Consider the following 26,352-nt stretch of genomic DNA (forward strand, 5'->3'; position numbering starts at 1 on the left):
CTTTAGCTCTCTTTTTCAGGTGGGGTTTTGGTGAAACGATTCTTTGACGACGAAGGCCGGACCCGGTATACCGGGTCCGGCCTCCATGCCGGGCGGCTTCATTTCGAGCCTATCCCGAACGGCGTTCTGTGTTGAATTGCTACGGCTCCTGCCGCGGCTTCAACGTGTGCCTTGACTAGCGGGCTGCGGAGCCTTCGACGTAGTCCTCGTCCTGCTGCTGCCAGGAGAACAGGGAACGCAGCTCGCGGCCGACACCCTCGATGGGGTGCTGCTCAGCCTTGGCACGCAGTTCCTTGAACTCGACGGCGCCGTTGTCCTGGTCGTCGATGAAACGCTTGGCAAAGGCACCGGACTGGATGTCGGCGAGGACGCCGGCCATGTTTTCCTTGACCCGGGGGTCGATGACGCGCGGGCCGGAGACGTAGTCGCCGTACTCTGCGGTGTCGGAAACGCTCCAGCGCTGCTTGGCGATGCCGCCCTCCCACATGAGGTCAACGATGAGCTTGAGCTCGTGAAGAACCTCGAAGTAGGCGATCTGCGGCTGGTAGCCGGCTTCGGTCAGGGTCTCGAAGCCGTACTGGATCAGCTGGGAGACACCGCCGCACAGGACAGCCTGCTCGCCGAAGAGGTCGGTTTCGGTCTCTTCGGTGAAGGTGGTCTTGATGACGCCGGCGCGCGTGCCGCCGATTGCCTTCGCGTAGGACTTGGCCAGTTCCCAAGCGGAACCGGAAGCGTCCTGCTCGACGGCGATGATGTCCGGGATACCGCGGCCGGCTTCGAACTCGCGGCGGACGGTGTGTCCGGGAGCCTTCGGGGCGATCAGGATAACGTCAACGCCCTCGGGCGCCTCGATGTATCCGAAGCGGATGTTGAAGCCGTGGGCGAAGGCAAGGGCCTTGCCGGCGGTCAGCTTGTCCTTGATGGAGTCGTTGTAGATCGCGCGCTGGTGCTGGTCCGGTGCCAGGATCATGATGACGTCGGCCCATTCGGCGGCGTCGGCAACGTTCTTGACCGTGAAGCCCGCGTCTTCGGCCTTGGCGATCGACTTCGAGCCTTCCTTGAGCGCGATGACAACCTCGACGCCCGAGTCGCGCAGGTTCAGCGCGTGGGCGTGGCCCTGGGAACCGTAGCCGACAATGGCAACCTTGCGACCCTGGATGATCGACAGGTCTGCGTCGTCGTCGTAGAACATTTCAGTCACTTGCGTAACTCCTCTTGAGTGGTTTTGTAGATATTGTCTGTGGTTCGGTATCGGGCTACTACGCAGTACATAGGACAATGCCTAAGCGCTGCGCAACGCCCTGTCACTCATGGAGCGGGATCCCCGCCCAACGGCCAAGGTGCCGGACTGCACTATTTCGCGGATGCCGAACGGCTCGAGCACTGAAAGCAGCGCTGCGAGCTTTTCCGGGGTACCGGTTGCCTCAATGACCACCGAGTCTGTGGAAACGTCAACCACTGAGGCACGGAACAAGTCTGCAGCTTGGGTGACCTGCAGGCGTGTCGCGGCATCCGCACGTACCTTGACCAGGATGTGGTCACGCTGCACGGAAGATTCTGGAGTCAGCTCGACAATCTTGATCACGTTGATCAGTTTGTTGAGCTGTTTGGTGACCTGCTCGATGAGGTCGCCATCGGCGTCGACGACGACGGTCATCCGGGAAATCCCGGAGACCTCGGTGGGGCCGACGGCCAGGGAGTTGATGTTGAAGGCCCGCCGGGCGAAGAGGCTGGCCACGCGGGTCAGCACACCGGGCTTGTCTTCGACCAGAACGGACAGTGTGTGGCGGCTCATGGCTAGTCCTCCTCTTCCCATTCCGGGGTCATGTTGCGGGCAACCTGGATCTGGTCATTCGAGACTCCGGAGGGGACCATCGGCCACACCATGGAGTTCGGGCTGACCACGAAGTCGATGACCACGGGACGGTCATTGATTTCCAGGGCCTTCTGGATGGTTGCGTCGATATCCTCGTCCCGCTCGCAGCGGAAGGCTGCGCAGCCGTAGGCGTCTGCCAGCTTGACGAAGTCGGGAATACGGACGGTGTCGTGGCCGGTGTTCAGGTCCGTGTTGGAGTAGCGGCCTTCATAGAAGAGGGTCTGCCACTGGCGCACCATGCCCAGCGAGGAGTTGTTGATGATGGCCACCTTGATGGGAATCTTGTTGATGGCGCAGGTGGCCAGTTCCTGGTTGGTCATCTGGAAGCAGCCGTCGCCGTCGATCGCCCAGACCACGCGGTCGGGTTCGCCGACCTTGGCGCCCATGGCTGCCGGCACGGCATAACCCATGGTGCCGGCACCGCCGGAGTTCAGCCAGGCGTGGGGACGCTCGTACTTGATGAACTGCGCGGCCCACATCTGGTGCTGGCCAACGCCTGCAACGTAGATGCCTTCCGGGCCCGTGAGCGCACCAATGCGTTCGATGACCCGCTGGGGGGCACTGAGTCCGTCTTCCGGCTCGGTCCAACCCAGAGGGTAGGTATCGCGGAGGTTGTTGAGGAACGCCCACCATCCGTCGAGGTCCGGAGTGCCGGATTGCTCGAACGCGTTGCGGACAGCCTCGCTCAGTTCCGGAATGATCTCCTTGACGGAGCCCACGATCGGAACGTCGGCCGTGCGGTTCTTGGAGATCTCCGCGGGGTCGATGTCCGCGTGGATGATCTTTGCGTGCGGAGCGAAGGTGCTGAGGACACCCGTCACGCGGTCATCGAAGCGCGCACCGAGGGTGATCAACAGATCGGACTGCTGCAGTGCGGTAACCGCAGAAACCGTGCCGTGCATGCCGGGCATGCCGACGTGCTGGGGGTGGGAATCCGGGAATGCGCCACGGGCCATGAGTGTGGTCACCACGGGAGCGCCGGTGAGTTCCGCGAGCTCGCGCAGTTCGGCCGATGCGTGGGCCTTGACCACACCGCCGCCGACATACAGGACGGGCTTGCTCGCCGCAGCGATCAGCCGGGCAGCCTCGCGCACCTGCTTGTTGTGGCCGCGGACCACCGGACGATAGCCCGGCAAATCGATCTTGGGCGGCCAGGAGAAGGTCATGGTGCCCTGCTGGGCGTTCTTGGCGATGTCCACCAATACGGGACCGGGACGCCCCGTGCTCGCAAGGTAGAAAGCCTCGGCCATGACATGCGGAATGTCGTTGGGATCCGTCACCAGGAAGGAATGCTTGGTGATCGGCATCGTGATGCCGACGATGTCTGCTTCCTGGAAGGCATCAGTGCCGATGACAGAAGCCGATACCTGGCCGGTAATCGCAACGAGGGGCACGGAGTCCATATGGGCATCCATGATGGCGGTAACGAGGTTGGTGGCACCGGGGCCCGAGGTGGCGATGCAGACGCCAACCCGTCCGGTAACCATGGCGTAGCCTTGCGCTGCGTGGCCGGCTCCCTGTTCGTGACGGACCAGGACGTGATTCATCTTGGAGGCCATCAAAGGGTCGTAGGTGGGGAGGATCGCGCCACCGGGCAAACCAAAAATATCGTCCACGCCGAGTTCTTCGAGCGAGCGGACAATAGCTTCCGAGCCGGTCATCACCGTTGGGGGTACAACGTTGTTCGGCCCGAGTACAGGAGAGAGAGTTGCAGCATTGTCGACGACGGCGTCAGCCGTACGGTCGACCTTTTCCGGAGCCTTGGGGGCTCCAGCGGACTTTGCAGCCATCAGCGAGGGGCTGATCGGCGATCCTTTGCTCATCGGACTCTTCCTTTGGGGATCTTCAATTAGTGAAAGTTACTACTTGGGTACTGCGTTCATGCGGGTTCTTGCTCAATGCGCCGTCCCCTGCGGGAAATAAAAAAACCCCTCAGCCTTGCGGCTCTTCGAGGGGTTGCGCGTGACGGTTCGTTACCAGTCGGGCTAGGAGGCCACGCGCTTGGTAAGTACGACAGTGCCCACGGTGGCGCCGACAGTAACGAATGCGATCATGCGTTCAGTGTTCCCTCTTAGTGAGATAGGTGTCAAACGATAAAGATGTCATCTCACTATGTGGACCCCATTGTCCACGGGTTGGTCCTACCCCGGCCACCCAACTGACTAGCAGTTGTTGTCGTTATGAGGCGTCAAAACGACAACAACTGCGAGTCAGTTGGGCCGGAACCGGGAACTAGCCGCAGTAGGCTCCCGTGGAGGCGCTGTGCACCAGCTTGGCGTACTTCGCGAGGACGCCCTTGGTGAACTTGGCCGGGAGGGGCTCCCAGCCGACCTTGCGGGACTCGAGTTCGGCTTCTTCCACCAGGAGGTCGAACGAACGGGCAGCAATATCCACGCGGATCTTGTCGCCGTCCTTGACGAAGGCGATAGGACCGCCGTCGACGGCTTCAGGCGCAACGTGCCCGATGCAGAGACCCGTGGTTCCGCCCGAGAAGCGGCCGTCGGTCAGCAGGAGCACGTCCTTGCCGAGGCCCGCGCCCTTGATGGCGCCGGTGATGGCGAGCATCTCACGCATGCCCGGGCCGCCCTTGGGTCCTTCGTAACGGATCACGACGACGTCCCCGGCCTTGATCTCGCCCTTGTCCAAGGCGTCAAGGGCACCCTGCTCGCGTTCGAACACGCGGGCGGTTCCTTCGAAGACATCGGCATCGAAGCCGGCGCTCTTCACGACGGCACCTTCCGGGGCCATCGAACCGTGCAGGATGGTGATGCCGCCGGTCTTGTGGATCGGGTTGTCCAGGGCACGCAGGATCTTGCCGTCGAGGTCCGGCGGGTTGATGGAAGCCAGGTTCTCGGCAAGGGTCTTGCCCGTGACCGTCAGGCAGTCGCCGTGCAGCAGGCCGGCGTCGAGCAGCGCCTTCATGATGACCGGCACGCCGCCGATCTTGTCGACGTCGGTCATGACGTAGCGGCCGAAGGGCTTGAGGTCGCCCAGGTGCGGAATCTTGTCGCCGATGCGGTTGAAGTCGTCCAGGGTCAGTTCGACCTCGGCTTCCCGGGCGATTGCGAGCAGGTGCAGGACGGCGTTGGTGGAACCGCCGAACGCCATGGTGACGGCGATGGCGTTCTCGAACGCCTTCTTGGTCATGATGTCCCGGGCGGTGATGCCGAGGCGCAGCAGGTTGACCACTGCCTCGCCGGACTTGCGGGCAAAGTCATCACGACGGCGGTCTGCCGAGGGAGGGGCAGCCGAGCCCGGCAGGGACATGCCGAGGGCTTCGCCGATGCAGGCCATGGTGTTGGCCGTGTACATACCGCCGCAGGCACCTTCACCGGGACAGATCGCACGTTCGATGCGGTCCAGGTCGCCCCTGCTCATCTTTCCGGCAGCACACGCGCCCACGGCTTCGAAGGCGTCAATGAGGGTGACTTCCTTCTCCGAGCCATCTTCGAGCTTGACCCAGCCCGGCATGATGGAGCCGGCGTAAAGGAAGACGCTGGCGAGATCCAGGCGGGCGGCCGCCATCAGCATGCCCGGGAGGGACTTGTCGCAACCGGCCAGCAAGACGGAGCCGTCAATGCGCTCGGCCTGCATGACGGTTTCAACGGAGTCTGCAATGACTTCGCGCGAAACAAGCGAAAAGTGCATGCCCTCGTGGCCCATGGAAATACCGTCCGAAACGGAAATGGTGCCGAACTGCATGGGGAAACCACCGCCGGCGTGAACGCCTTCCTTGGCACCCTGGGCGAGTCGGTTCAGCGAAAGGTTGCACGGCGTAATTTCGTTCCACGAGCTCGCGACGCCGATTTGGGGCTTGGCGAAGTCGTCATCGCCCATGCCTACGGCCCGGAACATGCCTCGCGCGGGGGCGGCATGGATGCCGTCCGTTACGACCCGGCTGCGTGGCTTGATGTCCGGCTGGTTGTCTGTCGCAATTGGGGTGTGGTCACTCATGGGCACGAGTCTATGACTTTTGGGCTGTGGCCAACGAACATGTTTGGCGGGTTAAGGCGAATTTAGCGCTATTTCATTCAATATTTCATTCAAATAATGGACAGTCGTCTCGATATGTGAGACATCAGTCTCATCGTCGACCGCAGTTCCATCCGACAGGACCACGGGAGCGCTGAAGGGCGCGAATCGATTGACTAACCTAGACAGCCCCGTGACACGGACGTAACGTCAAATCACGACCACTGCGCCACTCGAACAGACCTGCGCCACTTGAACAGACAGAAGGGCTCCTCCCATGGAATGGTTGATCGCTGTCATCGTCATCGTGTTGATCGTCGCGATTGTTTGGTGGCTCCTGAGCCGCAATAGCGCGAAGTCTTCCCCGGGCGCCATGGCCCCGGCATCACCGTCGCCGACCGCCTCGTCCCCACAGATGGACGTCACAGCCGCCGCCCTGACAGGCTCCGCCCCTTTGGTCGCCGCAACTGCGACCGCCCATCAAGACGTGGCCGGGTCGCAGGCGGCCGCACCCGAAGCCGAGCCGGAGCCGGAAACGGAACCTGAGGCGGGGGGCCTCGACGTCGACGATTGGGAGCGACCTTCCCCTCCCCTCGACACCGGAATGGCCGCCCCGGAAGAGCCGCCCTCGGCCGGAACCTCGGCGCAGGAGCCCATGTTCGAGGAGCCCACGCTCTCAGAACCCGTACTGTCCGCGGATGCGCTTTCAGAGGATGCGCTTTCAGAGGCCACCGGGCCGGTTGCTGCCGAGCCCGAATTTGAAGAGGGCGTGACGGCCGACGACGTTACGGCGGCCGACGCCGGACCCTCCGTTCCCGCGGCTGCCGGCGTTCCGGCCTCGTCGACTACGGAACCAGCAACCCCCGAACAATTGGCCGACAGCGCCGAGTGGGAAGCTACCTGGAGCGAAGGCGGCGCACCCGTAACCCCCGCTCCGATCCACCACCGCGAATACACGGACGCCCACGCACCGACGCTTCCCGGTGCGGAATCCGCCGCGGCGGAGGCAGTCGACCCTGCTGCGGAAATGCAAGAAGACCGGGCCGAGGCTCCCGACGCGGCTCCGGCGCCTTTTGAGTCAACCACCCAGGCCGGGGATTCCACCGGCGCGCCGCCGCTTGGCGGGCATCTTGCCGCTGACCAGCCTTACGGTGAAGGATCGGCTGCGGCCGGCGCCGACGGGAGCGGCCCCGCTGGCTACACGGTCAAAGGCAACGCGGACACCATGACCTACCACGATGAAGACAGCCCGTCGTACGACGAGGTCAAGGCCGAGGTCTGGTTTATTTCGAGCGCCCACGCCGAGGCAGCCGGTTTCCGTCCGCCTCGCAGGAACCGCCGCTGAGGGCCCCACGGACCTGAGGATCCACGGCGGCAAGGGGCCCTGCAACCAGGACGAGCAATGAACCACGCAAAGGCGGGATCGGGGAGCGTTTTCCGGTCCCGCCTTGCGCTTGCCCGGGCCCTGATAGCGGTGGCCTGCCTCGTGGCTTTGCTGGTAGGCGCCTGCACAGGGAGTACTCCCGGTCCGGTGCCCACCCAAGGCAACGGACCGGAGCTGCTTCGGAAGCTTGACCTGAATCTGACACTCCCGTGGTCCATCGTTTTCCTCAGCGACGGAACTGCCATCATCTCCGAACGCGACAGCAAGCTGATCAAATCGGTCCGGAACGACCGGTCCACGACGGTTGGCGAGTTTCCCGGCGTCGTACCCGGCGGCGAAGGCGGACTGCTGGGGCTGGCCCTATCCCCCGCGTTCGCCAGCGACCGCCTGCTTTACGCCTATTTCACCGCCGAATCGGACAACAGAATTTCGCGCACCCGCCTGGAGCAGGCCGCGGACGGGCGGCTGAGCCTCGGCACACCGGAAGTCATCTTCTCAGGCATCCCCAAAGCCTCGACCCACAACGGCGGCCGCATCCGCTTCGGCCCCGACGGGTTCCTCTACGTCGGCACGGGAGATGCGCAGCACCCCGAGCGGGCGCAGGACCGCAATGCGCTCGGCGGGAAGATCCTGCGGCTTACCCCCGAGGGCAAAGCCGCGCCGGGCAACCCGTTTGGCAACCCCGTTTACAGCTACGGGCACCGCAATGTGCAAGGGCTCGCCTGGGACAGCTCCGGCAGGCTGTGGGCGAGCGAATTCGGCCCTGACGTCAACGACGAACTCAACCTCATCGAGGCGGGCGGCAACTACGGCTGGCCGGTAGTGACCGGGGCGCCCGGCCGCGCCGGCTACATCGACGCCAAAGTGGTCTGGCCGTCGACGGCGGATGCCTCGCCGAGCGGGCTGGAGATCGTGAACGGAACGGCGTTCACGTGCGCGCTGCGCGGGCAGCGTTTGTGGACGGTACCGCTCAACGGAGAAACGGCGGGGAATCCCGTGGCATACCTCACTGCGGACTACGGGCGACTCAGGGACATTTCGCTTGCGCCGGACGGCACGCTTTGGGTCCTTAGCAACAACCAAAACCCTGACTTTGCGCTGGTCCTGAAGCCTTCCCGCCAGTGACGCGCAGGAGGGCCGGGCCGATTTCACACTTCGGCAACTGTCGTGTAGAGTTACATGTCGTTGCGGAGATCAACGAGGGAAGAAAAGCCCTCCGTTGATCGAAATCGACAAATGCACCTCTAGCTCAATTGGCAGAGCAATTGACTCTTAATCAATGGGTTCCGGGTTCAAGTCCCGGGGGGTGCACCAAAGGGAAGGACCCTTGAGCGGCAGCAGCCGCTCAAGGGTTATTTCTTTGCGTTGCGAGCAACAAACAATTGCACCTCTAGCTCAATTGGCAGAGCAATTGACTCTTAATCAATGGGTTCCGGGTTCAAGTCCCGGGGGGTGCACCAAAGGGAAGATCCCTGGATGGCTGAATGGCCGTCCAGGGATCTTTTTGCTTTTCCGCCGGCTCCGCCGCGGGCCGGACTTTACCGGACCAGCTTCACCGGACCAGGCCCCAGAAGCTTAGTTGGAGGCTTCGCCCGGCGCCGCGCCTGAATCCGCTGCGGCCACAATGTCGTTTACGACTGCCGAGGAATGATTGTTCGCCAGTTCGCGTACCAGCGACTGGAGCTCCCGCCGCAGTTTGGCAGTGTCCACGGGCACAGGTGCAAGCACTTCGCGTTCCAATTGCGTGGCGAGCCCGAGGGTGTGCTCCCCCGCCTCGGTCAAACTGACTACTTGGCTCCGGCGGTCGGACACGCTGCGCGCGCGGCTGACGTGGCCGTGGGCTTCCAGCCTGGTGAGCGTCTTCCCCATTGTCTGAGCCTGAACCCGGACGATCTGTGCGAGCGTCGACTGCGTGGTCGGTCCGTTGACGGCAAGTACTTCCATGACAATGACCCCGGCATGGGTCAGGTCCATACCGCGCAGTTTCTCGTTCCAGGCATGCTCCACGAGTCGCGCGGCCGTGGAGAGCAGGCGCCCGGTGGGCCACCGTTCCATATCAGGCATAAGGGCCAGTATATAGACCGCAGCGCGCAGATCAGGACCGACGTTCAATTCGTGAAGCGGCCAGCCCGTCACTAAGCTAAGTGATCGCGAACGCTAGCAAGGAGCACAAATGGCCGAACGACTCATTCCAGGCGGCACTGCCCCGGACTTCACCCTCAAGGATCACACGGGTCGCGAGGTCAGCCTGGCCTCGTACCGCGGCCGCAATACCGTTATTTATTTCTACCCCGCGGCTTCCACGCCGGCATGTGCCAAGCAAGCCTGCGACTTCCGCGATTCCCTCGCAACCCTTCAGGCTGCCGGTTACGAGGTCCTTGGCATCTCTCCGGACACGGTGAAGGACCTGGAAAAGTTTGTGGCCGAAGAAGCACTGACTTTCCCCCTGCTGTCCGACGAAGGGCACCACGTGGCTGAGGCCTATGCGACTTGGGGCGAAAAGAAGAACTACGGGCGCACCTACCAAGGGCTCATCCGCTCGACGATCGTGGTGGACCCCGACGGCAAGGTGGCCGTGGCACAGTACAACGTGCGGGCCACCGGCCATGTCGCCAAACTCCGCAGGGACCTCAAACTCGACAAGTAGCCACGGCATCGCCGCATAGGCGCGGCTGGAATAGGTGGCGCGAAACCGCGGGTACAATGGAGGCCGGTATATGACCGGAGCGGGAATCCCTGGATCCCGGTCCGGATACCAACACCAGCGCGAGTGGTGAAATTGGCAGACACGCAGGATTTAGGTTCCTGTGCCTTCGGGCGTGGGGGTTCAAGTCCCCCCTTGCGCACATTCAGGAAGTGCCCCGGTCCTTGGCCGGGGCACTTCCGGTTTCCAGCCGGGACTCAGGGCCCTGAACTAGACTGGACTGCGGTCCGGCTGCCGCGGGCCTCAGCCCGTCCAACTGCCTTGAGGGGACAAGAGTGGTAAGCAGCAAGCTTCGCCGAGTCACGCTACAAATCGGCGCAGGCCTTCTGGCCGTGGCCTTGACCTCGTGCACTGTAAGTCCCGGACCGGCACCGTCGACATCGGCCGCGGGCGGCGCCTCGGCAGAGCCGAGCAAGACCTTCAACTTTGGCACCCCGTCGATGCCGCTTGGGCTCGATCCCGCCGTGACGAACGACTCCGAGTCGTATCGCGTCACCCGGCAAGTGATGGAAGGCCTCGTAGGGGTCGACGCGTCCACCGGCCAGCCAACTCCCCTGCTGGCCACCTCTTGGTCGCAAGGGAATGACGGACTTAGCTACGACTTCAAGTTGCGGTCAAAGGTGACCTTCCACGATGGAACCGTCTTTGACGCCGCAGCCGTCTGCAGCAATTTCAACCGTTGGTTCAACTTCCCGGTGGCCGTGCGTCAGCAGGCACCGGGCATCGCATTCAAGAGCGTCTTCAAATCCTTCTCGGACGAACCTTCCCTTTCGCTCTTCAAGAACTGCAAGGTTGTCTCTCCCGACCACGTCCAAATCAATCTGGCCAAGCCTTTCACGGGCTTCCTTCAGGCCTTGACGCTGCCGGCGTTCGCGATGTCGTCCCCGAAAGCGATGACGGACGGCAAGGCCGACGCCCTGGACAAGAAACTGTCCGGTCAGCCGGCATCGGCCTACGCCTCCCACCCCGTGGGCACGGGCCCGTACGTTTTCTCCTCATGGACCCAGAACCGCATCACGCTCAACAGCTACAAGGGCTACTGGGGCGACCGCGGAGAGATAGCCACAGTCAACTTCATTCCGTTTGACTATCCGCAGGCCCGGCTCTCGGCCTTGCTCGCAGGAACCATCGACGGATATGACCTTGTCACCGCCGGCACCTTCGACCAATTGGTCAAGAAGGGCATGCAAATCGTCCAACGGGATCCGTTTTCCGTGATGTACCTGGGGATGAACGAGTCCGTGGCGCCCCTCCAGAACCTTGGCGTGCGCCAGGCAATCGAGATGGCCATCGACAAAGACACCCTCATCCACAAGTTCTTCATCGACAACACCTCGCCGGCGACCCAGTTCGTTCCCCCCAAGCTGAGCGGCTTCAACAACAACGCACCGTCCCTGGGATACGACCCGGACAAAGCCAAGCAACTGCTCGCCAAGTCCGGCTACAAAGGCGAGGAACTCAAGTTCTACTACCCGCTCAATGTCACGCGCGCCTACCTTCCCACTCCGGAGAAGATCTACGCGGAGATCAGTGCGGAGCTCACCGCCATCGGGCTGAACATCAAGCCGGTACCCGTGAACTGGGACGACGGCTACCTCCAGAAGGTCCAGTCCCCCGGTGACCATGCGCTCCATTTGCTCGGCTGGAATGGCGCCTACTCAGACCCGGACAACTTCGTGGGCACGCTGTTCGGCGAAAACAACGGCGAGTTCGGCTACAGCGATCCACAGGTGTTCTCAAAGATCGACCGGGCCCGGGGTCTGCCCGACGGCGCTGACCGCAACTCCCAGTACCAGACCATCAATGCCCAGATCGCTGCCACGGTCCCTGCGGTACCCATCGCCTTCCCGATCTCGGCGTTGGCCCTTTCCGACCGCGTCGAGAAGTACCCGGCGTCGCCTGTCTTAAACGAAGTTTTTACAAACGTTCGCCTGAAGTCTTGACGTCCCGCCGCAATTTCAGTTATGCGCCTACGCGGGGATATTCTGTGACAGCCAGTGCCGCCGCTATCGGAGATTGATCGTGACCTTCATTTCCAAGACAAACCACGCTGACGTCGTCCTTATTGGGGGCGGGATCATGAGCGCAACCTTGGGTGCGTTCATCAAGCAACTCGAACCCAGCTGGACCATCTCCCTCTTTGAGCGACTCGACGAAGCCGGCCTGGAAAGCTCCGGACCGTGGAACAACGCGGGAACCGGGCACGCAGCGCTGTGTGAGCTTAATTACTCACCTGCAGCGAAGGACGGCTCCGTTGACCCGTCCAAGGCCCTCCACATCAACGAGCAATTCCAGCTCTCCCGGCAGTTCTGGTCCCACCTCGTGGACAACAAGTTGATCGGCTCCCCCAAGGGCTTCATCAACACCGTCCCGCATATGAGCTTCGTCATCGGAGACAAGCACGCAGACTTCCTCAAGACCCGCTACGAGGCACTCAAGCCCAACACGCTCTTCCGCAGCATGGAATACACGGAAGACCAGGCACAGATCGCCAAGTGGGCTCCGCTCATCGTCAGGGGCCGCGACGCCAAGCAGCGCGTTGCCGCCACCCGCGCGGCGGAAGGCACCGACGTCGACTTCGGCGCCTTGACCCGCGAACTGACCGGCTACCTCGCTGCCAACGGCGTTGAAGTCAACTACGGCCACGACGTCACCAATGTGAGCAAAGCCTCCGACGGCGGCTGGGACCTTTCGCTCAAGCACCCCGCTTCCGGCGAACACGGCCAGATCCACGCCAAGTTCGTCTTTGTCGGCGCCGGCGGCGGAGCGCTCCACTTGCTCCAGGCATCAGGCATCCCGGAAAGCAAGGGCTACGGCGGTTTCCCGGTTTCCGGGCAGTTCTTCCGCTGCACTGACGAGGCTATCGCCGGCCAGCACAGCGCCAAGGTATACGGCCAGGCCTCCGTGGGTGCCCCGCCCATGTCCGTGCCGCACCTGGATACTCGCTACGTTGGCGGCAAGCGTTCCCTGCTTTTCGGCCCGTACGCCGGCTTCTCCACCAACTTCCTCAAGACGAGCAGCTACCTTGACCTGCCGCTGTCCATCCGCCCGAGCAACATCATCCCGATGCTGGCCGTGGCCAAGGACAACATGGACCTGACTGCGTACCTCATCAAGGAAGTCGCCAAGCGCCACGACGCCAAGGTGGAGTCCCTCCGCGAGTACTACCCCCAGGCCGACGGCGGCAATTGGGAGCTCATCACCGCGGGCCAGCGGGTGCAGATCATCAAGAAGGACTCCAAGAAGGGCGGCGTGCTGCAGTTCGGCACCGAAGTCATCACGGCTCGTGACGGCTCCATCGGGGCACTGCTCGGCGCCTCCCCCGGAGCCTCAACCGCGGTCCCGATCATGATCGAGATGCTCCAGCGGTCCTTCCCGAAGAACTTCAAGGGCTGGCAGTCCAAGCTCAAGGAAATGATGCCAGGCTACGGCGTCAAACTGAACGACAATCCGGACCTTGCCGCCGAGCTGGAATCGAGCACTGCCCGTTCGCTCCAGCTTGAGCCCGCCGACGCCGTTCAGCACTAGCAACCGTCCGGGCTGCGGCCGGTTCGAGACAAGAAACAGACCGTAGATCCCAGGAGACAGTGCAATGTTCCGTCTGGCAAAGCTTTCACTGGCGAACAGGGCATTGATTGCGCTGATCACCGTCTTCGCGGCGGTGTTCGGCGTGATCACCATGTCTTCCCTCAAGCAGGAGCTCATCCCCTCGATCGAGTTCCCGCAGATCTCGGTGATCACGGCGATGCCGGGCGCGTCCCCGGAAGTTGTCGACAAGCAACTCAGCCGTCCCCTCGAAGCGGCACTGAACAGCGTCGAGGGCCTGGAATCGACCACGTCGACGTCGCGGAACGGTGTTTCGCAGATCTCCATGGTGTTTACCTACGGTTCGAACCTGGACCGCGCACGCAACCAGATCGATCGCGCCATCTCCAACGCCAAGCGCGTTCTGCCTGCCGACGTCGAGCCCCGGTCTTTTGCCGGCAGCATCAGCGACTTCCCGATCGTGTACCTGGCGGTCTCTTCGGACAAGTCCCTCAGCGAGCTGAACACGGACCTGCAGCGCTTGAGCGTCCCCCGGCTCCAGAAACTGGACGGGGTCCGGAGCGCCGACGTGACGGGCGGGGCTACCCAGCACATCCTGATCCAACCCAAAGCCCAGGCCATGGCCGCCAGCGGCGCCACGGTTCAGTCCCTTACGAACGCCCTCAAGAACAACGGGACTCTCGTCCCGGCCGGAACCATCGAGGATCAGGGCAAGACCCTCTCCCTGCAGATCGGCAGCCCGGTGGACTCCCTCGACGTCATCAAGGGCTTGCCGCTCACCGGAGCGAAGGCCGGAACCACGATCGGCTCGGTTGCCGACGTTGGCATCAAGGACGACGCCGCAACCTCGATTACCCGGACTAACGGGAAACCCACGCTGGCCCTGTCCATCACGAAGAAGCCCGACGGCGATACCGTCGCCATTTCGCACGCTGTCAAGGATTCCATTCCCCAGATGGAAGCCGAACTCGGCTCCAATGCGCACTTCACGCCAGTGTTCGACCAGGCCCCGTACATCGAAAAGTCCATCAAGGACCTCACCACGGAAGGCCTTCTTGGACTTAGCTTCGCGGTGGCAATCATCCTCGTGTTCCTGATGTCCGTACGCTCCACGCTCGTGACGGCGGTATCCATTCCGCTGTCGCTCCTAATCACGTTCATCGGCATATCGGCAACCCACTACTCGCTCAACATCCTCACGCTTGGCGCACTGACCATCGCAATCGGCCGTGTTGTGGACGACTCGATCGTGGTGATCGAGAACATCAAACGGCACCTCAGCTACGGCGAGCACAAGCTCGCGGCCATCCTCAATTCGATCCGGGAAGTCGCCGGCGCCATCACGGCGTCCACCCTCACCACGGTTGCCGTCTTCCTGCCGATCGCCTTTGTGGGCAACCTGGCGGGCGAACTATTCCGGCCGTTCGCCCTGACGGTGACCATCGCCCTGTTGTCCTCGTTGCTCGTGTCCCTCACCATCGTTCCGGTGCTGGCGTACTGGTTCCTCAAATCGCCGTCGCCGGCCACGGCCGCGGAGGACGTCCGTGCCGCGGAGGATGCCCGAACCAAGGCGCACGAGGCAGAGCAACGCAGCCGGCTGCAGCGCGGCTATTTGCCCATCCTGTCCAAGACCCAGAAGCACCCGGTCATGACGATCGTCGCCGCGGTCCTGGTATTGGGTGGAACAGCTGCCATGTCCCCTCTGCTCGCCACGGACCTGCTCGGCAACTCCGGCCAGAACAGCACGACCGTGCGCCAGGTCCTTCCTGCCGGCACCAGCCTGGAGCAGACCGGCGCCGCCGCCGCGCAGCTGGAATCGGTCCTCCGCGGGATCGACGGAATCAAGGACGTCCAGGTCACCTCGGGCAACGCCCAAACGGGATTCGCCGCCCTCACCTCAAGTGGCGCTTCCAACTCGACTTTCACGGTGGTGACGGACGATAAGGCTGACCAGCAGAAACTGCAGGACACAGTCCGGTCCCGCCTCGCCAGCGCCTCGGCTCCCGGGAAGGTCACTGTTGGTGCGCAGCAAGGCGGCCTCGGCACGTCCTCCAGCGTCGACATCACCATCAACGCTGCCAACTCGGCGGATCTCAAGACGGCAAGCGACGCGGTGGCCAAGGCCATGGACGGCGTGCCCGGGAGTGCCGAGGTAGCCACAAACCTGGATGCCAGCCAGTCGGTAGTGCAGGTGAAGGTTGATCGCGCCAAGGCCGTCGCCGCCGGGCTGAACGAAGAACAAGTTGCCGGCGTCCTGGCGTCCACCGTCAGTCCCGTCCCCGCAGGCACTGTCCGTATCGACACCACGGACTTCCCGGTACAGATCGGCGAAGGCACGCACTTCAGCAGCATCGCCGATGTCAGGGCCATCAATCTCCCGACGCCGGCGGGGCCGGTTCCGCTCTCGAGCATCGCGTCCGTAGACCAAGTGGACACTCCGGTCTCCATCACCAGCAGCAACGGCCAGCGGAGCGCGAAGGTGACCGTGACGCCGTCGGGCTCCAATCTTGGCGCCGTCAGCACGGCCGTCAGCGACCGGCTGGCCTCGGTGCAGCTGCCTGCGGGCGTTACCGCCACCATCGGCGGCGCCACGACTCAGCAGGCGGACTCCTTCCGCCAGCTCGGCCTCGCGCTCCTGGCCGCCGTCGCCATTGTCTATGTCATCATGGTGGCCGCGTTCAAGTCCCTCATCCAGCCCCTCATCCTGTTGGTCTCCGTGCCTTTCGCGGCGACCGGCGCCATCGCTTTGCTCCTGGTCACGGGTGTTCCTCTCGGACTGCCTTCCCTGATCGGCATGCTGATGTTGGTGGGAATCGTCGTGACCAATGCGATCGTGCTGATCGACCTCATCAACCAGTACCGCAAACCACACGATGGCAGCCCCGGAATGACCGTGGCGGATGCCATCACGCACGGCGCCAGGCAGCGGCTACGTCCTATCCTCATGACGGCGCTTGCTACAGTATTCGCCCTGACGCCCATGGCTTTGGGCCTCACGGGAGGCGGCGGGTTCATTTCCCGGCCGCTCGCGATCGTGGTTATCGGCGGCCTTGTTTCGTCCACGGCTTTGACGCTCGTCCTTGTGCCCGTCCTCTACAAACTGGTCGAAGGCCGGCGGGAGAAGAAGGCGCTGCTCAAGGCACTCATGCAACGCCCCGACGTCGCGAAGGACGGTATCGCCGGACACGGCGAGGACGAACACGCGGACTGGACTACCGGAATGATTCCGAAACTCACCGGCCGCCGGTCTGCCTCCAGTCCCGCCGAGTAGGGCGATACACCGGGAACAAAATGATGCCGTACCCTGTTGCAGGCAGTGATACATGCAAATGCATCTATTTTGGGATAGACTGTTGGCAGAGCCCGCACACCAATCGGGCAGGCAGAAAGGCACATCATGGAGATCGGCGTATTCAGCGTCAGCGACATCACCACTGACCCCACCACGGGCCACACCCCCACGGAGAACGAACGCATCAAGGCCGCCGTGGCGATCGCAAAGAAGGTCGAAGAGATCGGCATGGACGTCTATGCGATCGGCGAGCACCACAACCGCCCCTTCTTCTCTTCCTCCCCCACCACCACACTGGCGTACATCGCAGCGCAGACTGAACGCATCACGCTGTCAACGTCCACCACGCTGATCACCACGAACGATCCCGTCAAGATCGCCGAAGATTTCGCGATGCTCCAGCACCTCGCGGATGGCCGCGTGGACCTCATCATGGGCCGCGGCAACACCGCCCCCGTCTACCCCTGGTTCGGCAAGAACATCCAGGACGGGATCGAACTCGCTGTGGAGAACTATTCCCTGCTCCGCCGGCTCTGGGATGAGGACACCGTCAATTGGAGCGGCAAGTACCGCACGCCGCTGCAGAACTTCACCTCCACGCCCCGCCCGCTTGACGGCGTCGCGCCCTTCGTCTGGCACGGCTCCATCCGCAGCCCGCAGATCGCGGAACTCGCCGCGTACTACGGCGACGGCTTCTTCGCCAATAACATCTTCTGGCCCAAAGAGCACTACCAGCAGCTGATCGGACTCTACCGCGAACGCTATGAGCACTACGGGCACGGCAACGCTGACCAAGCCATTGTGGGACTCGGCGGGCAGTTCTTCATGCGCAAGAACTCCCAGGACGCCGTGAAGGAATTCCGCCCCTACTTCGACAATGCACCGGTGTACGGCCACGGACCCTCGCTCGAGGACTTCACGTCCCAGACGCCCCTGACCGTTGGCAGTCCGCAGGAAGTCATCGAAAAGACCCTGACTTTCCGCGAATACTTTGGCGACTACCAGCGCCAACTGTTCCTTGTGGACCACGCGGGCCTACCGCTCAAGACCGTCCTGGAGCAACTGGACCTCTTTGGCGAAGAAGTCCTGCCGGTCCTGCGCAAGGAATTCGAGGACCGCAAGCCGGCCCACGTACCTGATGCACCCACCCATGCATCCCGGGTGGCAGCGTCCGTGATCGCCTCGGCCAGCGAGGCGGTTTCCAATTCCGCCGGGCGGACCCCATGACCACCGCAGCACCCACCTCGTCCGCCGTGCGCCTCGCCGCCGAAACCTGGGAGTCCTTGTTCCGCTCCCAGGTGGCGGTGATGCGCCGGCTCCAGGCCGGGCAGGCGTTCAAGAAGCTGCCCATCAAGGAGTATGACGTCCTGTTCACTCTTTCCCGTTGCCCCACGGGCAAGCTGCGGCTGAACGAGATCAACGATCACGTCCTGCTCAGCCAATCCAGCCTGAGCAGGCTGGTTGACAGGTTGGAGAAGCGCGGTCTCGTGGAGCGCAGCATCGCTCCCGACGACGGACGCGGGATCCTGCTGGGGCTTACGGCGGCCGGGCAGGAACTACAGAAGGAGATCGGCCGCGAGCACATCCGCGACATCGCCGAACTTGTGGCCCCGGCCCTGACAGCCGAAGAGCAGCGTGAGCTGCTTCGCCTGACGGAAAAGCTGCAAGTGTTCGTCGCACACAAGCAGCCGCGCGAAGGCTAGCGAAAACTAGCGGAGGACGACCAGCTTTGCCGGATCCTCATCCGGCAAAGCGTCGGCCACTATCGCGGTGACCTTCAAGCTCTTCAACGACAAGCTGCCGCCCACCGTGGACAGGAACGCCGTGTCCGAGGAATCGCGTCCGGCCGTAATACGCAGCATGGACTCGCGCGGAGCCAGGCCGGTGGGATCGATCACGTACCAGGTTCCGTCGATGTGGGCCTCAGCCACGGCATGGAAGTCCATGGGGCTCAACCCGGGCGCATACACCGCGGCGAGACGGGCGGGGATGTCCTTGGAGCGCAGGAGGGCAATGGCAAGGTGGGCGAAGTCCCGGCAAACACCTTTGCGGTGCAGGAGCGTTTCCACTGCGCCGTCCGTCCCCCGCGAGGAACCACTGACGTAACGGAGCTCGTTGTGGACCCAGTTCCGGACTGCCTGCAACAGCTCCTCGCCGTGCAGCCCGCCGAACTCGGCGTACGACGTCGGAAGAAGCCGATCGGACTCGGCATAGCGGCTGGGACGGACATAGCGGATGAGCTCCATCCGGGAGGACTCATCGGGGACACCCAAGCCCTCCACCGAGGCGCGGTAATCAACAGTTACCTCGCTGGGTTCCTCGAACTCCATGTACTGGAAACGTCCACCGTGATGGTCCGTCAGCTCGGTGAGCGGAACAGCTTCGCCTTCCACCGTGACTGACAGCTCTTCGGTCAACGATTCATAGCCAGGATTGCTGGCCACGGCTATTGCCATGGCCACCTTGGTGTTGGCTACGGTCTTGAAAACGAGCTGGGCAGCAACGTTGCGTTCCATGGATCTCCGGAGTGTTGCGGCTGGACAACCCACAAATTATGCAGGGTTGGCGCCGACGAGTTTCTGTCAATCCCGGGTTCTACAGATTGACCTTCAGAGACAATAGCATCCGCTGGACGTTGGCGAATTCCGAACTCTGGTCGACGTACTTGGCCGCTTGGTCCAAGGTGTCAAAGGACTTCGCGGGAGCAACAACTTCGTCCGTGGCGAAGGCATGCACGGCTTGCATGTCCCCGAAGTAGTAGTTGCCCTTTCCGGCGGGTCCCACCACAAGGTTCCGCAACTGGCAGGCCTGGCCATCAGTGCCGGCCACCAAGTTGGTGATTCCGTATGAGCCGAAGAATTTGTAGCCTTGGATGACCCGGAACACCACGTGCGGGGGGATCATGGAATCACCGTCGGCTTGGGGCAGGTCTATGGGCACGCTGCTGACCACCGTGTAGGGGCGCTTGGCGGCCGGATTGCAGTCTGCCGGACTCGCCGAGGGCAGTCCCGTGTGCAGGGTCGCAAGATAGCCGCCCTTGGCGTCTTTGACCTCGATCTTCAGTGCGCCCGGCATGGAACCGGCGTCGGGCGTCACCGATTGCGCAATCCAGTCACTCGGAAGATCAAAGCTGACCTTCTTGGCCGGATCCGAGTATGTCTTCCACGCCGAGGCGGTCGCCCCCGCCGTCGCGGTACTGGCGGCAGAGGGGCTCCCAGTGGAACTGCCCGACGGCGGTGCCGTACCCGAGCCCGACGGCGTCGCGCTCCCTGGTGCCGCACTGTTGGACCCGGCCGTCCATACAGGCCCGCCCTTGCCCTCGGAACTACAGCCAGCCGTGGCGACCACGATGAGGGCACCGAGGACGGCGACTGAAAACTTCAACGGGATCCGCTTTGCTCTCATGCGCACCAGCCTAGCGGCGCCGAGCCACCGCCTGCCTGTCTCGATCGGCGTTTCGCACGTGAAACCCAACCGATGCACTTGCGGCGCCGCTTCGGCCCGCATCGTAGGGCTAGGCTGGACGCATGGCCCCCGATCAGCTTGATGAGGACGAAAACAATGTGGCGGACATCTCCGCGATGGACATCGCGGACTGGCGTTTGCGGACGTTTGCCCTGTATGACGACGTGCGTAAAATCGCGATGGACGACCCCTTCCAAGCCCATGTCTACTGGCGCCAGGAACGGGACCGCATGTTCGGAACCCACCCGGCCTCGGCACTGACTCCCGCCAGCAAGCGGTCTTTCTCGGGCCTGCGCACGGCGGACTACGATTCCCGGTTTCGCCGTTACGCTTCCCTTTCTCCGGAAGGCGCGGGCCAGGAGATGAACGTCCAGACCGGAACCGACGGCGTGGTGCCGTTTGTCCGCCTCGGCACCTTCGACCTCGACGAGCTCGGCTCGCTGGCCGTGTGGCGCCTGCGCAGCTACGGCGGCGGCATCTTCGTGCCCTTCCGCGACGCCACGGCCGGCAAACCCGGAGGAAGTTACGGCGCCGGCCGCTACTTGCTGGACACCATCAAGGGAGCCTTCCACGGTCTTCGCGGATCCGGGCAACAAGAGTTCGTGCTCGACTTCAATTTCGCCTACAACCCGTCCTGCGCATACAACGAGGCCTGGGCCTGCCCCTTGGCCGGTCCGGCGAATCGCCTGGCCGCGGACATCCCCGTGGGGGAACTCTACCTTCCCGTCTAATGAGGCCGAAGGACGTAGGATGTCTTCATGACTTCCACACGTGCTCACCGGATCGCCCGGGTCCGCCCGCTCTCCCCCGCCTCGCCGGACGAACACTTCTTCGTCGCGAACGACGCCGACGACTTCGCCTCCGCACAAGGCCGGAACTGGACTGTAGTGGACAGCCCGTTCCCCGGCTCGTCGGCAAACAGCAGCAGTGCCGGGCGACCGGGATGGATGAGGGGCACCGAGGTTTCCGAGGAAGCGTTCACGTTCCTTGCGCCGTCTGTGCCCGCCAATGTGTTCGGTATGGCACACAACACCGGGCAGCCGGGCCGGGATCTGCCCGCGCAGGCGTTCCACAAAGCCGCCACAAGTGTCATCGGACCGGGCGACGCCATCGAACTGGCCTCGGATGTCGGTTACGTGGACCCCGAAGCGGAACTGACCGTCGTCGTCGGGCGAAAGGTCCGCGGGCTCACGCTCGACAATGCGCGCGACGCGATCCTCGGTTTCACGATCGGCAACGACGTCTCGGCGCGGGACCTGCAAAAGACCGACGAACTATGGATCAGCGCGAAAAGCCAGGACACCTTCACTCCTGCGGGACCGTGGATCGTCACCGACCTCGCTGAGGGCGACCTTTCAATCGGTATCGTGCACAACGGCAAGGAATTGCGGACGGCCAGCACGGCCGACCTCGGATGGAAAGTGGACGAGATCCTCGTCTACCTCACTTCGTTCATGACATTGCACCCCGGAGACCTGGTCCTCACAGGCTTCCCGGCTGAGTGCGCCAGGATCGAGCCCGGAGACCTTGTGACCTGCCGGGTTGAGGGCATTGGAGAGCTCAGCAACCCCGTCGTCGCAGCATCTTGGGAGAAATTTCCCAGCTAGATATGAAAGGCTTGAGCCATGGAGCCTCCTGCCGTGCCGGCAATTGAGACGCGGCAGACGTCCCCTTCCAGGCCAAATACAAGCAAGCGCCGCAAAGGCGTGCTGCGCTATCCGGCGGTCAGGCAACTCATCCGTTTCACCGGCGTCGGGATCATCTGCACCGTCACGTCGCTGGCGCTGTACGCTCTGTTCCGGCCGTGGATGGGACCCCAACCTGCCAACGCCGCAGCGCTGATCATCACCTCGCTCATGAACACGGCCCTGAACCGGCGGCTGACCTTCAAGATCAGCGGCAACCGGAAGAGAGCCCAGGACCACCTCAACGGGCTGATCGTGATCGCTGTGGCACTGGTCATCACCGGCGGGAGCCTGGGCGTGCTGCACGCGTTGCGGCCCGAAGCCACCCTCGAGGAGGACCTCTGGACCACCACGCTGTCCGGATTCGTCGCGACGGCGGTGCGGTTCACGATGCTGCGGCACTGGATTTTCCGCCGGGCCCGCCACGTTTGATTCCCTGTCGGATTCCCAACTGGCTAGCAGTAGATGTCGTTTTGAGCCCTCAAAACGACATTAAATGCGAGTCAGTTGGGTCGGGGACGTCAGCGGCGACCGAGCCCCTGAACGCTCCCGACGGCGGCGGCCACTGCTTCCGCGGCTTGCTCCAGTTCCGCTGGCGTCACCGTGGAGTCGAAGCTGAAACGGACAGCAGTGTGGGCCACCTCGGCCTCGATTCCCAAGGCCAGCAGGACCGGCGAGGGAGCGTCGGATCCCGCAGCGCAGGCCGATCCGCTCGAGCACACCACGCCAAGCCGCTCAAGCTCAAGCAAGACCGACTCGCCGCTCGTCCCCGGGAAGCAGAAGGACGCGACAGATGGCAAGCGCTGCGAGGGGTGGCCGGTCAGCACAGCAACGGGCACGGCGTCAAGGACAGCGCGGATGAAGGCATCCCGCAATTCCGAGACACGCCCCGCCAGTTCCGACTGCCCTGCATGGGCAAGAGTCAGTGCCGTGGCTAGCGCAACGGCACCCGCAACGTTTTCGGTCCCGGAGCGCCTGCCGCGCTCCTGGCCGCCGCCATGGACCAGCGGTTCAATGCGCAGCCTTCCCTTGGCGTAGAGCACGCCGCTGCCCTTCGGCGCGCCAAGCTTGTGGCCCGAGATACTCAGCGCGTCTACTCCCAGTTCCTTGACGCCAATCGGTAGCCAGCCGGCAGCCTGGACGGCGTCCGTGTGGAACGGCACGCCATGTTCCGCAGCCACCTCCGCGAGTTGCCGCACGGGCTGCACTGTCCCGATCTCGTTATTCGCATACATGATGCTGACGAGGGCTGTCTCCGGACCCAGCACAGCCCGGAGCGCCTCGGGCGTCACCACGCCGTGCCGGTCCACGGGGACCACGTCCACCTCGAACCCATGGACGCGTTGCAGGTAGAGCGCGGATTCTTCGACGGCGGGGTGCTCGATGGCGCTGATGACAACGCGGTTCAGCGCAGCGTCCGCCGCACGTCTCGCGAGGGCGATTCCTTTCACTGCCAGGTTGTCCGCCTCGGTGCCGCCGGAAGTGAAGGTGATCTCGCCGGGCCGGCAACCCAAGGCTTTCGCTACCGACGCCCGTGCACCCGACAACGCGTTCGCAGCAGCTTCGCCGAGGCTGTGATGGCTTGAGGGATTGCCGAACTCCCCCGTCAGGTACGGCCACATCGCTTCGAGGACTTCCCTGCGGACGGGTGTGGTCGCCGCGGCGTCGAGGAAGATCATGGCCTCAGCCGAAAGCCAGGGATGGGTCCGGTGTCACGTCGAGCGTCACGTCCAGGCCGAGGTCCAGCGCGTTGACGCTGTGCGTGAGTCCGCCGATGGAAATGACATCGACTCCCGCGGCGGCGATGTCCGCCACAGTGTTCACGTTGACGTTGCCGCTCGCCTCGACGACGGCGCGGCCGGCCACCTGCTTCACACCGGCACGGAGCTCCTCAAGGGAAAAGTTGTCCAGCATGATCGTGTCGACACCGGCCGCTAGCACAGGTTCGATCTGCTCGGCATTGTCCACTTCCACTTCGAAGTGCGTGGTGTGGCCCAGCTGGGCTTTGGCGGCCTTGAGCAGCGCGGTGAGCTTGGCGGAGTCCCCACCGGTCATCACGGCCAGGTGGTTGTCCTTGGCCAGAACGGCATCGGACAGACTGTAGCGGTGGTTGGCTCCCCCGCCGCAGCGTACGGCGTAGCGTTCCAATACCCGCAGCCCGGGGGTTGTCTTCCTCGTGTCTGTAATACGGGCTTTGGTGCCGTCGACCAGCTTGACGAACTCGGCGGTCTTGGTGGCAATGGCACTCATGCGCTGGGCAAGGTTGAGCCCGACGCGTTCGGCGAGCAGCACCGAGCGGGCGCGGCCGCTGACCCGCGCTAGGTGGGTTCCGGCGTCGAATGCTTCACCGTCCGCGAGCAGCAGCTCCACTTCGGTGTCCGGGTCGACGAGCAGCATGGCGTCGCGGAACACCGTGCCGCCGCTGAAGACCCCCGGAACCCGGGCATTGAGCACGGCAGTGGCCCGGGCTTCTGCGGGAATGAGCAACTGCGAGGTGATGTCGCCACTCGGCGCGTCCTCCGCGAAAGCCCGCTCCAAAATGTCCCGGACGGGTGCTGCGGGGAGGGTCAGGCTAGTCATTGACGAGGCTCGCTTTCCGGCCGATCGTGTATCTCTGAACAATTTCGTCGCGATGGGTTTCGGCGGCGTCACTCCGATAATGCGCCCCGAGGGACCCCCGCCGCGCCCCCGCCGCCTGCACCAACAACTGCGCGGCAAGGAGCAAATTAGCATCCTCGTGCACGCTCGGATCCGCAGAATCCGGCACATTCTCAGGAAGCACGACGTCGGCCCAAGCGTCGAGCGACTCTGCGGCCTCCCGCAGCAACCCCCCGGTCCGAAGCACCCCCGCCTTGGCAGTCATCAACCGCCGAAGGGCGGCACGGGAGAAGGGCTCGGGGACCAGCTCAGGCTGCCACGCGGTGAGGCGACTTTCGTCTGACGGTGTCCCGGCAGCGTTGGTGCGCCGAGCGCCGTCGTGCGGTATCCCGGAAGCGTGCGTAAAAGCGAGGCCGCCCGCGGCCGCGGGCCCACGCGATCCGGGTTCCCTGGCCGAGCTTGCGAAGTTAGGGAGATCGTGGGGAGCACGCGGAGGGGTGCCGTTCGGCGGCGCCCACCCAGGGAACACCTCGCCAAGGAACCCTTCAACAGCCCGCCGCCCGAACACCAGCCCTTCGAGCAAGGAGTTGCTGGCCAAACGGTTCGCGCCCTGGACTCCGGTACACGCTACTTCGCCCGCCGCGAGCAACCCGGGAACGGAAGTACGGCCGAACAGGTCTGTGACTACGCCACCCATCCAGTAGTGGGCCGCAGGGGCAACCGGAACGGGTTCGATGGTCCAGTCGATGCCGGCTTCGCGGGTCCGGGCGCTAAGCGTGGGGAAGCGCTTCTCAAGGAAGCCGTCCCCCTTGTTCGCTTCCACGACCCGGGCGTCAAGGAAGACGTGGCCATTCGGATCACCAAGCGAAGCCAGGTGGAGGGCGATGCTGCGGGAGACGACGTCGCGCGGCGCCAGTTCGGCGTCCGGGTGGTAGCCCGGCATGAATCGCTGGCCATTCGTGTCCAGCAGGATGGCGCCTTCGCCGCGGACCGCTTCGGAAATGAGGAGCGGATCGGCGCCGAGGGGAGCTGGTCCATCGGCAGCTGCGAGGACCATGCTCGTGGGGTGGAATTGGAAGAACTCCAGGTCTGCGAGCTCGGCGCCTGCCCGCCATGCGAGCGCGAGCCCGTCAGCCGTTGCCACCGAAGGATTGGTGGTCTGGGCAAACAGTTGCCCAGCCCCACCGGTGGCCAGCAGTACGGCATCGCCGATTACGTTCTCAAGGCGGCCGTTGCGCAGGAATTCAACGCCTGTCACACGCCCCTCGGACTGGAGCAGGGAAGTCGCCTGGGCATGTCCCAGCACCTGGATCTTCCCGGCATCCTGCGCGTCAAGGACGGCCAGGATGAGCGCGTTCGCGACCCCGGCACCGGTGGCGTCTCCGCCGGTGTGCAGGATCCTTGGCGCGGAGTGGGCGGCTTCGAGCCCCAAGGCGGGATCGCCGTCGTCGTCCGCGTCGAACCGGACGCCAAAACGCTCGAGCCCCATGATGTCGAGGCGCGCTTCGGTGCACAGCACCCGCACGGCCTCCACATTGCAGTGGCCCGCGCCGGCGTTGAGGGTGTCCGCGATGTGCGCGGCGACGGTATCCCCGGGGGCGGGCTCGTCCAGCACTGCCGAAATCCCGCCCTGGGCGAAGAAGGTGTTGCTGTCCGCCAGCGCGCCTTTGCTGAGCATGACGACCTCCGCACCGGCATCGGCGGCCAGAAGCGCGGAGTAGAGGCCGGCGATGCCGCTTCCGACGACGACGAGCCGCCGCCGCGCCGGAGCACCGGGAATGCGTTCTGCAGTCATGTGAGGCTCGATTCGACTGGTTGGTACAGGGTGTG

At 63.7% G+C, this 26,352-nt stretch carries 21 protein-coding genes and 3 tRNA genes; 14 read left to right on the forward strand and 10 right to left on the reverse strand.

Features of this window, described 5'->3' with window-relative positions; translation table 11 throughout:
* Positions 1–175 precede the first annotated feature (175 nt).
* From ilvC to ilvD, 4 genes are all read right to left on the reverse strand, one after another.
* On the reverse strand, positions 176–1,201 hold the full coding sequence (gene ilvC / locus ACSKT0_RS16210) for a ketol-acid reductoisomerase (RefSeq protein ID WP_078108575.1): 1,026 nt from the start codon (positions 1,199–1,201) through the stop codon (positions 176–178).
* An 81-nt stretch (positions 1,202–1,282) separates the two neighbouring features.
* On the reverse strand, positions 1,283–1,795 hold the full coding sequence (ilvN, locus tag ACSKT0_RS16215; RefSeq protein ID WP_236811607.1) for an acetolactate synthase small subunit: 513 nt from the start codon (positions 1,793–1,795) through the stop codon (positions 1,283–1,285).
* A gap of 2 nt (positions 1,796–1,797) precedes the next feature.
* Complete coding sequence (locus ACSKT0_RS16220) at positions 1,798–3,699, reverse strand: acetolactate synthase large subunit (RefSeq protein ID WP_437770704.1); 1,902 nt, start codon at positions 3,697–3,699, stop codon at positions 1,798–1,800.
* A 409-nt stretch (positions 3,700–4,108) separates the two neighbouring features.
* The gene (ilvD, locus tag ACSKT0_RS16225; RefSeq protein WP_437770705.1) at positions 4,109–5,830 is read right to left on the reverse strand and encodes a dihydroxy-acid dehydratase; all 1,722 of its coding nucleotides are present in this window, start codon (positions 5,828–5,830) and stop codon (positions 4,109–4,111) included.
* Positions 5,831–6,125: 295 nt separating this feature from the next.
* On the opposite strand from ilvD, the gene ACSKT0_RS16230 reads away from it, so the two are divergent.
* The 4 genes from ACSKT0_RS16230 to ACSKT0_RS16245 all read left to right on the forward strand — a co-directional run bounded on the left by ACSKT0_RS16230 (position 6,126) and on the right by ACSKT0_RS16245 (position 8,692).
* Complete coding sequence (locus ACSKT0_RS16230) at positions 6,126–7,193, forward strand: sunset domain-containing protein (protein WP_437770706.1); 1,068 nt, start codon at positions 6,126–6,128, stop codon at positions 7,191–7,193.
* 57 nt (positions 7,194–7,250) lie between these two features.
* Entirely contained in the window at positions 7,251–8,357 is a 1,107-nt protein-coding gene (locus tag ACSKT0_RS16235) for a PQQ-dependent sugar dehydrogenase (RefSeq protein ID WP_437770707.1), read from the forward strand.
* Between the two features lie 113 nt (positions 8,358–8,470).
* Positions 8,471–8,546 (forward strand) — tRNA-Lys (locus tag ACSKT0_RS16240).
* A gap of 70 nt (positions 8,547–8,616) precedes the next feature.
* A tRNA-Lys gene (locus ACSKT0_RS16245) sits at positions 8,617–8,692 on the forward strand.
* Positions 8,693–8,807: 115 nt separating this feature from the next.
* Here ACSKT0_RS16245 and ACSKT0_RS16250 read toward each other — a convergent pair.
* Positions 8,808–9,296, reverse strand: coding sequence for a MarR family winged helix-turn-helix transcriptional regulator (locus ACSKT0_RS16250; protein WP_437770708.1), 489 nt, complete (start codon positions 9,294–9,296; stop codon positions 8,808–8,810).
* A gap of 109 nt (positions 9,297–9,405) precedes the next feature.
* Between ACSKT0_RS16250 and bcp the strand changes: the two genes are divergently transcribed.
* The 7 genes from bcp to ACSKT0_RS16285 all read left to right on the forward strand — a co-directional run bounded on the left by bcp (position 9,406) and on the right by ACSKT0_RS16285 (position 18,477).
* Positions 9,406–9,879 carry a thioredoxin-dependent thiol peroxidase gene (bcp, locus tag ACSKT0_RS16255; protein ID WP_437770709.1) on the forward strand — a complete coding sequence of 158 codons (474 nt, stop codon included), beginning with the start codon at positions 9,406–9,408 and terminating at the stop codon, positions 9,877–9,879.
* Positions 9,880–9,996: 117 nt separating this feature from the next.
* Positions 9,997–10,078 (forward strand) — tRNA-Leu (locus ACSKT0_RS16260).
* A gap of 133 nt (positions 10,079–10,211) precedes the next feature.
* Positions 10,212–11,879: an ABC transporter substrate-binding protein gene (locus ACSKT0_RS16265; protein ID WP_437770710.1), complete on the forward strand. Its 1,668-nt coding sequence runs from the start codon at positions 10,212–10,214 to the stop codon at positions 11,877–11,879.
* A 79-nt stretch (positions 11,880–11,958) separates the two neighbouring features.
* Positions 11,959–13,464 (forward strand): malate:quinone oxidoreductase, encoded by a 1,506-nt coding sequence (locus ACSKT0_RS16270; RefSeq protein ID WP_437770711.1) that lies wholly within the window; start codon positions 11,959–11,961, stop codon positions 13,462–13,464.
* Positions 13,465–13,528: 64 nt separating this feature from the next.
* Positions 13,529–16,753, forward strand: a complete 3,225-nt coding sequence (locus ACSKT0_RS16275) for an efflux RND transporter permease subunit (protein ID WP_437770712.1) — start codon at positions 13,529–13,531, stop codon at positions 16,751–16,753.
* A 126-nt stretch (positions 16,754–16,879) separates the two neighbouring features.
* Entirely contained in the window at positions 16,880–18,001 is a 1,122-nt protein-coding gene (locus tag ACSKT0_RS16280; RefSeq protein WP_437770713.1) for an LLM class flavin-dependent oxidoreductase, read from the forward strand.
* Complete coding sequence (locus tag ACSKT0_RS16285) at positions 17,998–18,477, forward strand: MarR family winged helix-turn-helix transcriptional regulator (protein ID WP_437770714.1); 480 nt, start codon at positions 17,998–18,000, stop codon at positions 18,475–18,477. Before ACSKT0_RS16280 ends, ACSKT0_RS16285 begins: the two co-directional genes overlap by 4 nt.
* 6 nt (positions 18,478–18,483) lie before the next feature.
* Here ACSKT0_RS16285 and ACSKT0_RS16290 read toward each other — a convergent pair whose 3' ends face one another.
* Together ACSKT0_RS16290 and ACSKT0_RS16295 are read right to left on the reverse strand one after the other, a co-directional pair.
* On the reverse strand, positions 18,484–19,290 hold the full coding sequence (locus ACSKT0_RS16290) for a transglutaminase-like domain-containing protein (protein ID WP_437770715.1): 807 nt from the start codon (positions 19,288–19,290) through the stop codon (positions 18,484–18,486).
* Between the two features lie 79 nt (positions 19,291–19,369).
* Positions 19,370–20,179, reverse strand: a complete 810-nt coding sequence (locus ACSKT0_RS16295; RefSeq protein WP_437770716.1) for a hypothetical protein — start codon at positions 20,177–20,179, stop codon at positions 19,370–19,372.
* A gap of 122 nt (positions 20,180–20,301) precedes the next feature.
* Here ACSKT0_RS16295 and ACSKT0_RS16300 point away from each other — a divergent pair, with 122 nt between their 5' ends.
* From ACSKT0_RS16300 to ACSKT0_RS16310, 3 genes are read left to right on the forward strand one after another with little or no spacing between them, the layout of a single operon-like run.
* Complete coding sequence (locus ACSKT0_RS16300) at positions 20,302–20,970, forward strand: DUF1684 domain-containing protein (protein WP_437770717.1); 669 nt, start codon at positions 20,302–20,304, stop codon at positions 20,968–20,970.
* Positions 20,971–20,997: 27 nt separating this feature from the next.
* Positions 20,998–21,846, forward strand: coding sequence for a fumarylacetoacetate hydrolase family protein (locus tag ACSKT0_RS16305; RefSeq protein ID WP_437770718.1), 849 nt, complete (start codon positions 20,998–21,000; stop codon positions 21,844–21,846).
* Between the two features lie 18 nt (positions 21,847–21,864).
* Entirely contained in the window at positions 21,865–22,356 is a 492-nt protein-coding gene (locus ACSKT0_RS16310) for a GtrA family protein (RefSeq protein ID WP_437770719.1), read from the forward strand.
* An 89-nt stretch (positions 22,357–22,445) separates the two neighbouring features.
* Here ACSKT0_RS16310 and ACSKT0_RS16315 read toward each other — a convergent pair whose 3' ends face one another.
* The 3 genes from ACSKT0_RS16315 to ACSKT0_RS16325 are packed head-to-tail and all read right to left on the reverse strand — an operon-like array spanning position 22,446 to position 26,317.
* Complete coding sequence (locus ACSKT0_RS16315; protein WP_437770720.1) at positions 22,446–23,603, reverse strand: cysteine desulfurase family protein; 1,158 nt, start codon at positions 23,601–23,603, stop codon at positions 22,446–22,448.
* 4 nt (positions 23,604–23,607) lie between these two features.
* Entirely contained in the window at positions 23,608–24,504 is an 897-nt protein-coding gene (gene nadC, locus ACSKT0_RS16320) for a carboxylating nicotinate-nucleotide diphosphorylase (protein ID WP_437770721.1), read from the reverse strand.
* Positions 24,497–26,317, reverse strand: a complete 1,821-nt coding sequence (locus ACSKT0_RS16325; protein WP_437770722.1) for an L-aspartate oxidase — start codon at positions 26,315–26,317, stop codon at positions 24,497–24,499. Before ACSKT0_RS16325 ends, nadC begins: the two co-directional genes overlap by 8 nt.
* Between the last annotated feature and the right edge of the window lie 35 nt (positions 26,318–26,352).

Source organism: Arthrobacter sp. KNU40 (assembly GCF_051515115.1).
GTDB lineage: Bacteria > Actinomycetota > Actinomycetes > Actinomycetales > Micrococcaceae > Arthrobacter.

Bases quoted from the DNA above. Each gene is read 5' to 3' on its own strand.
- ACSKT0_RS16300 (WP_437770717.1), top strand. From the start codon at position 20,302: ATGGCCCCCGATCAGCTTGATGAGGACGAAAACAATGTGGCGGACATC.
- ACSKT0_RS16230 (WP_437770706.1), top strand. From the start codon at position 6,126: ATGGAATGGTTGATCGCTGTCATCGTCATCGTGTTGATCGTCGCGATT.
- ACSKT0_RS16235 (WP_437770707.1), top strand. From the start codon at position 7,251: ATGAACCACGCAAAGGCGGGATCGGGGAGCGTTTTCCGGTCCCGCCTT.
- ACSKT0_RS16280 (WP_437770713.1), top strand. From the start codon at position 16,880: ATGGAGATCGGCGTATTCAGCGTCAGCGACATCACCACTGACCCCACC.
- ilvD (WP_437770705.1), bottom strand. From the start codon at position 5,830: ATGAGTGACCACACCCCAATTGCGACAGACAACCAGCCGGACATCAAG.
- ACSKT0_RS16325 (WP_437770722.1), bottom strand. From the start codon at position 26,317: ATGACTGCAGAACGCATTCCCGGTGCTCCGGCGCGGCGGCGGCTCGTC.
- ACSKT0_RS16305 (WP_437770718.1), top strand. From the start codon at position 20,998: ATGACTTCCACACGTGCTCACCGGATCGCCCGGGTCCGCCCGCTCTCC.
- ACSKT0_RS16275 (WP_437770712.1), top strand. From the start codon at position 13,529: ATGTTCCGTCTGGCAAAGCTTTCACTGGCGAACAGGGCATTGATTGCG.
- ACSKT0_RS16310 (WP_437770719.1), top strand. From the start codon at position 21,865: ATGGAGCCTCCTGCCGTGCCGGCAATTGAGACGCGGCAGACGTCCCCT.
- ACSKT0_RS16250 (WP_437770708.1), bottom strand. From the start codon at position 9,296: ATGCCTGATATGGAACGGTGGCCCACCGGGCGCCTGCTCTCCACGGCC.
- bcp (WP_437770709.1), top strand. From the start codon at position 9,406: ATGGCCGAACGACTCATTCCAGGCGGCACTGCCCCGGACTTCACCCTC.
- ACSKT0_RS16285 (WP_437770714.1), top strand. From the start codon at position 17,998: ATGACCACCGCAGCACCCACCTCGTCCGCCGTGCGCCTCGCCGCCGAA.
- ACSKT0_RS16295 (WP_437770716.1), bottom strand. From the start codon at position 20,179: ATGAGAGCAAAGCGGATCCCGTTGAAGTTTTCAGTCGCCGTCCTCGGT.
- ACSKT0_RS16220 (WP_437770704.1), bottom strand. From the start codon at position 3,699: ATGAGCAAAGGATCGCCGATCAGCCCCTCGCTGATGGCTGCAAAGTCC.
- ACSKT0_RS16315 (WP_437770720.1), bottom strand. From the start codon at position 23,603: ATGATCTTCCTCGACGCCGCGGCGACCACACCCGTCCGCAGGGAAGTC.
- ilvN (WP_236811607.1), bottom strand. From the start codon at position 1,795: ATGAGCCGCCACACACTGTCCGTTCTGGTCGAAGACAAGCCCGGTGTG.
- nadC (WP_437770721.1), bottom strand. From the start codon at position 24,504: ATGACTAGCCTGACCCTCCCCGCAGCACCCGTCCGGGACATTTTGGAG.
- ACSKT0_RS16290 (WP_437770715.1), bottom strand. From the start codon at position 19,290: ATGGAACGCAACGTTGCTGCCCAGCTCGTTTTCAAGACCGTAGCCAAC.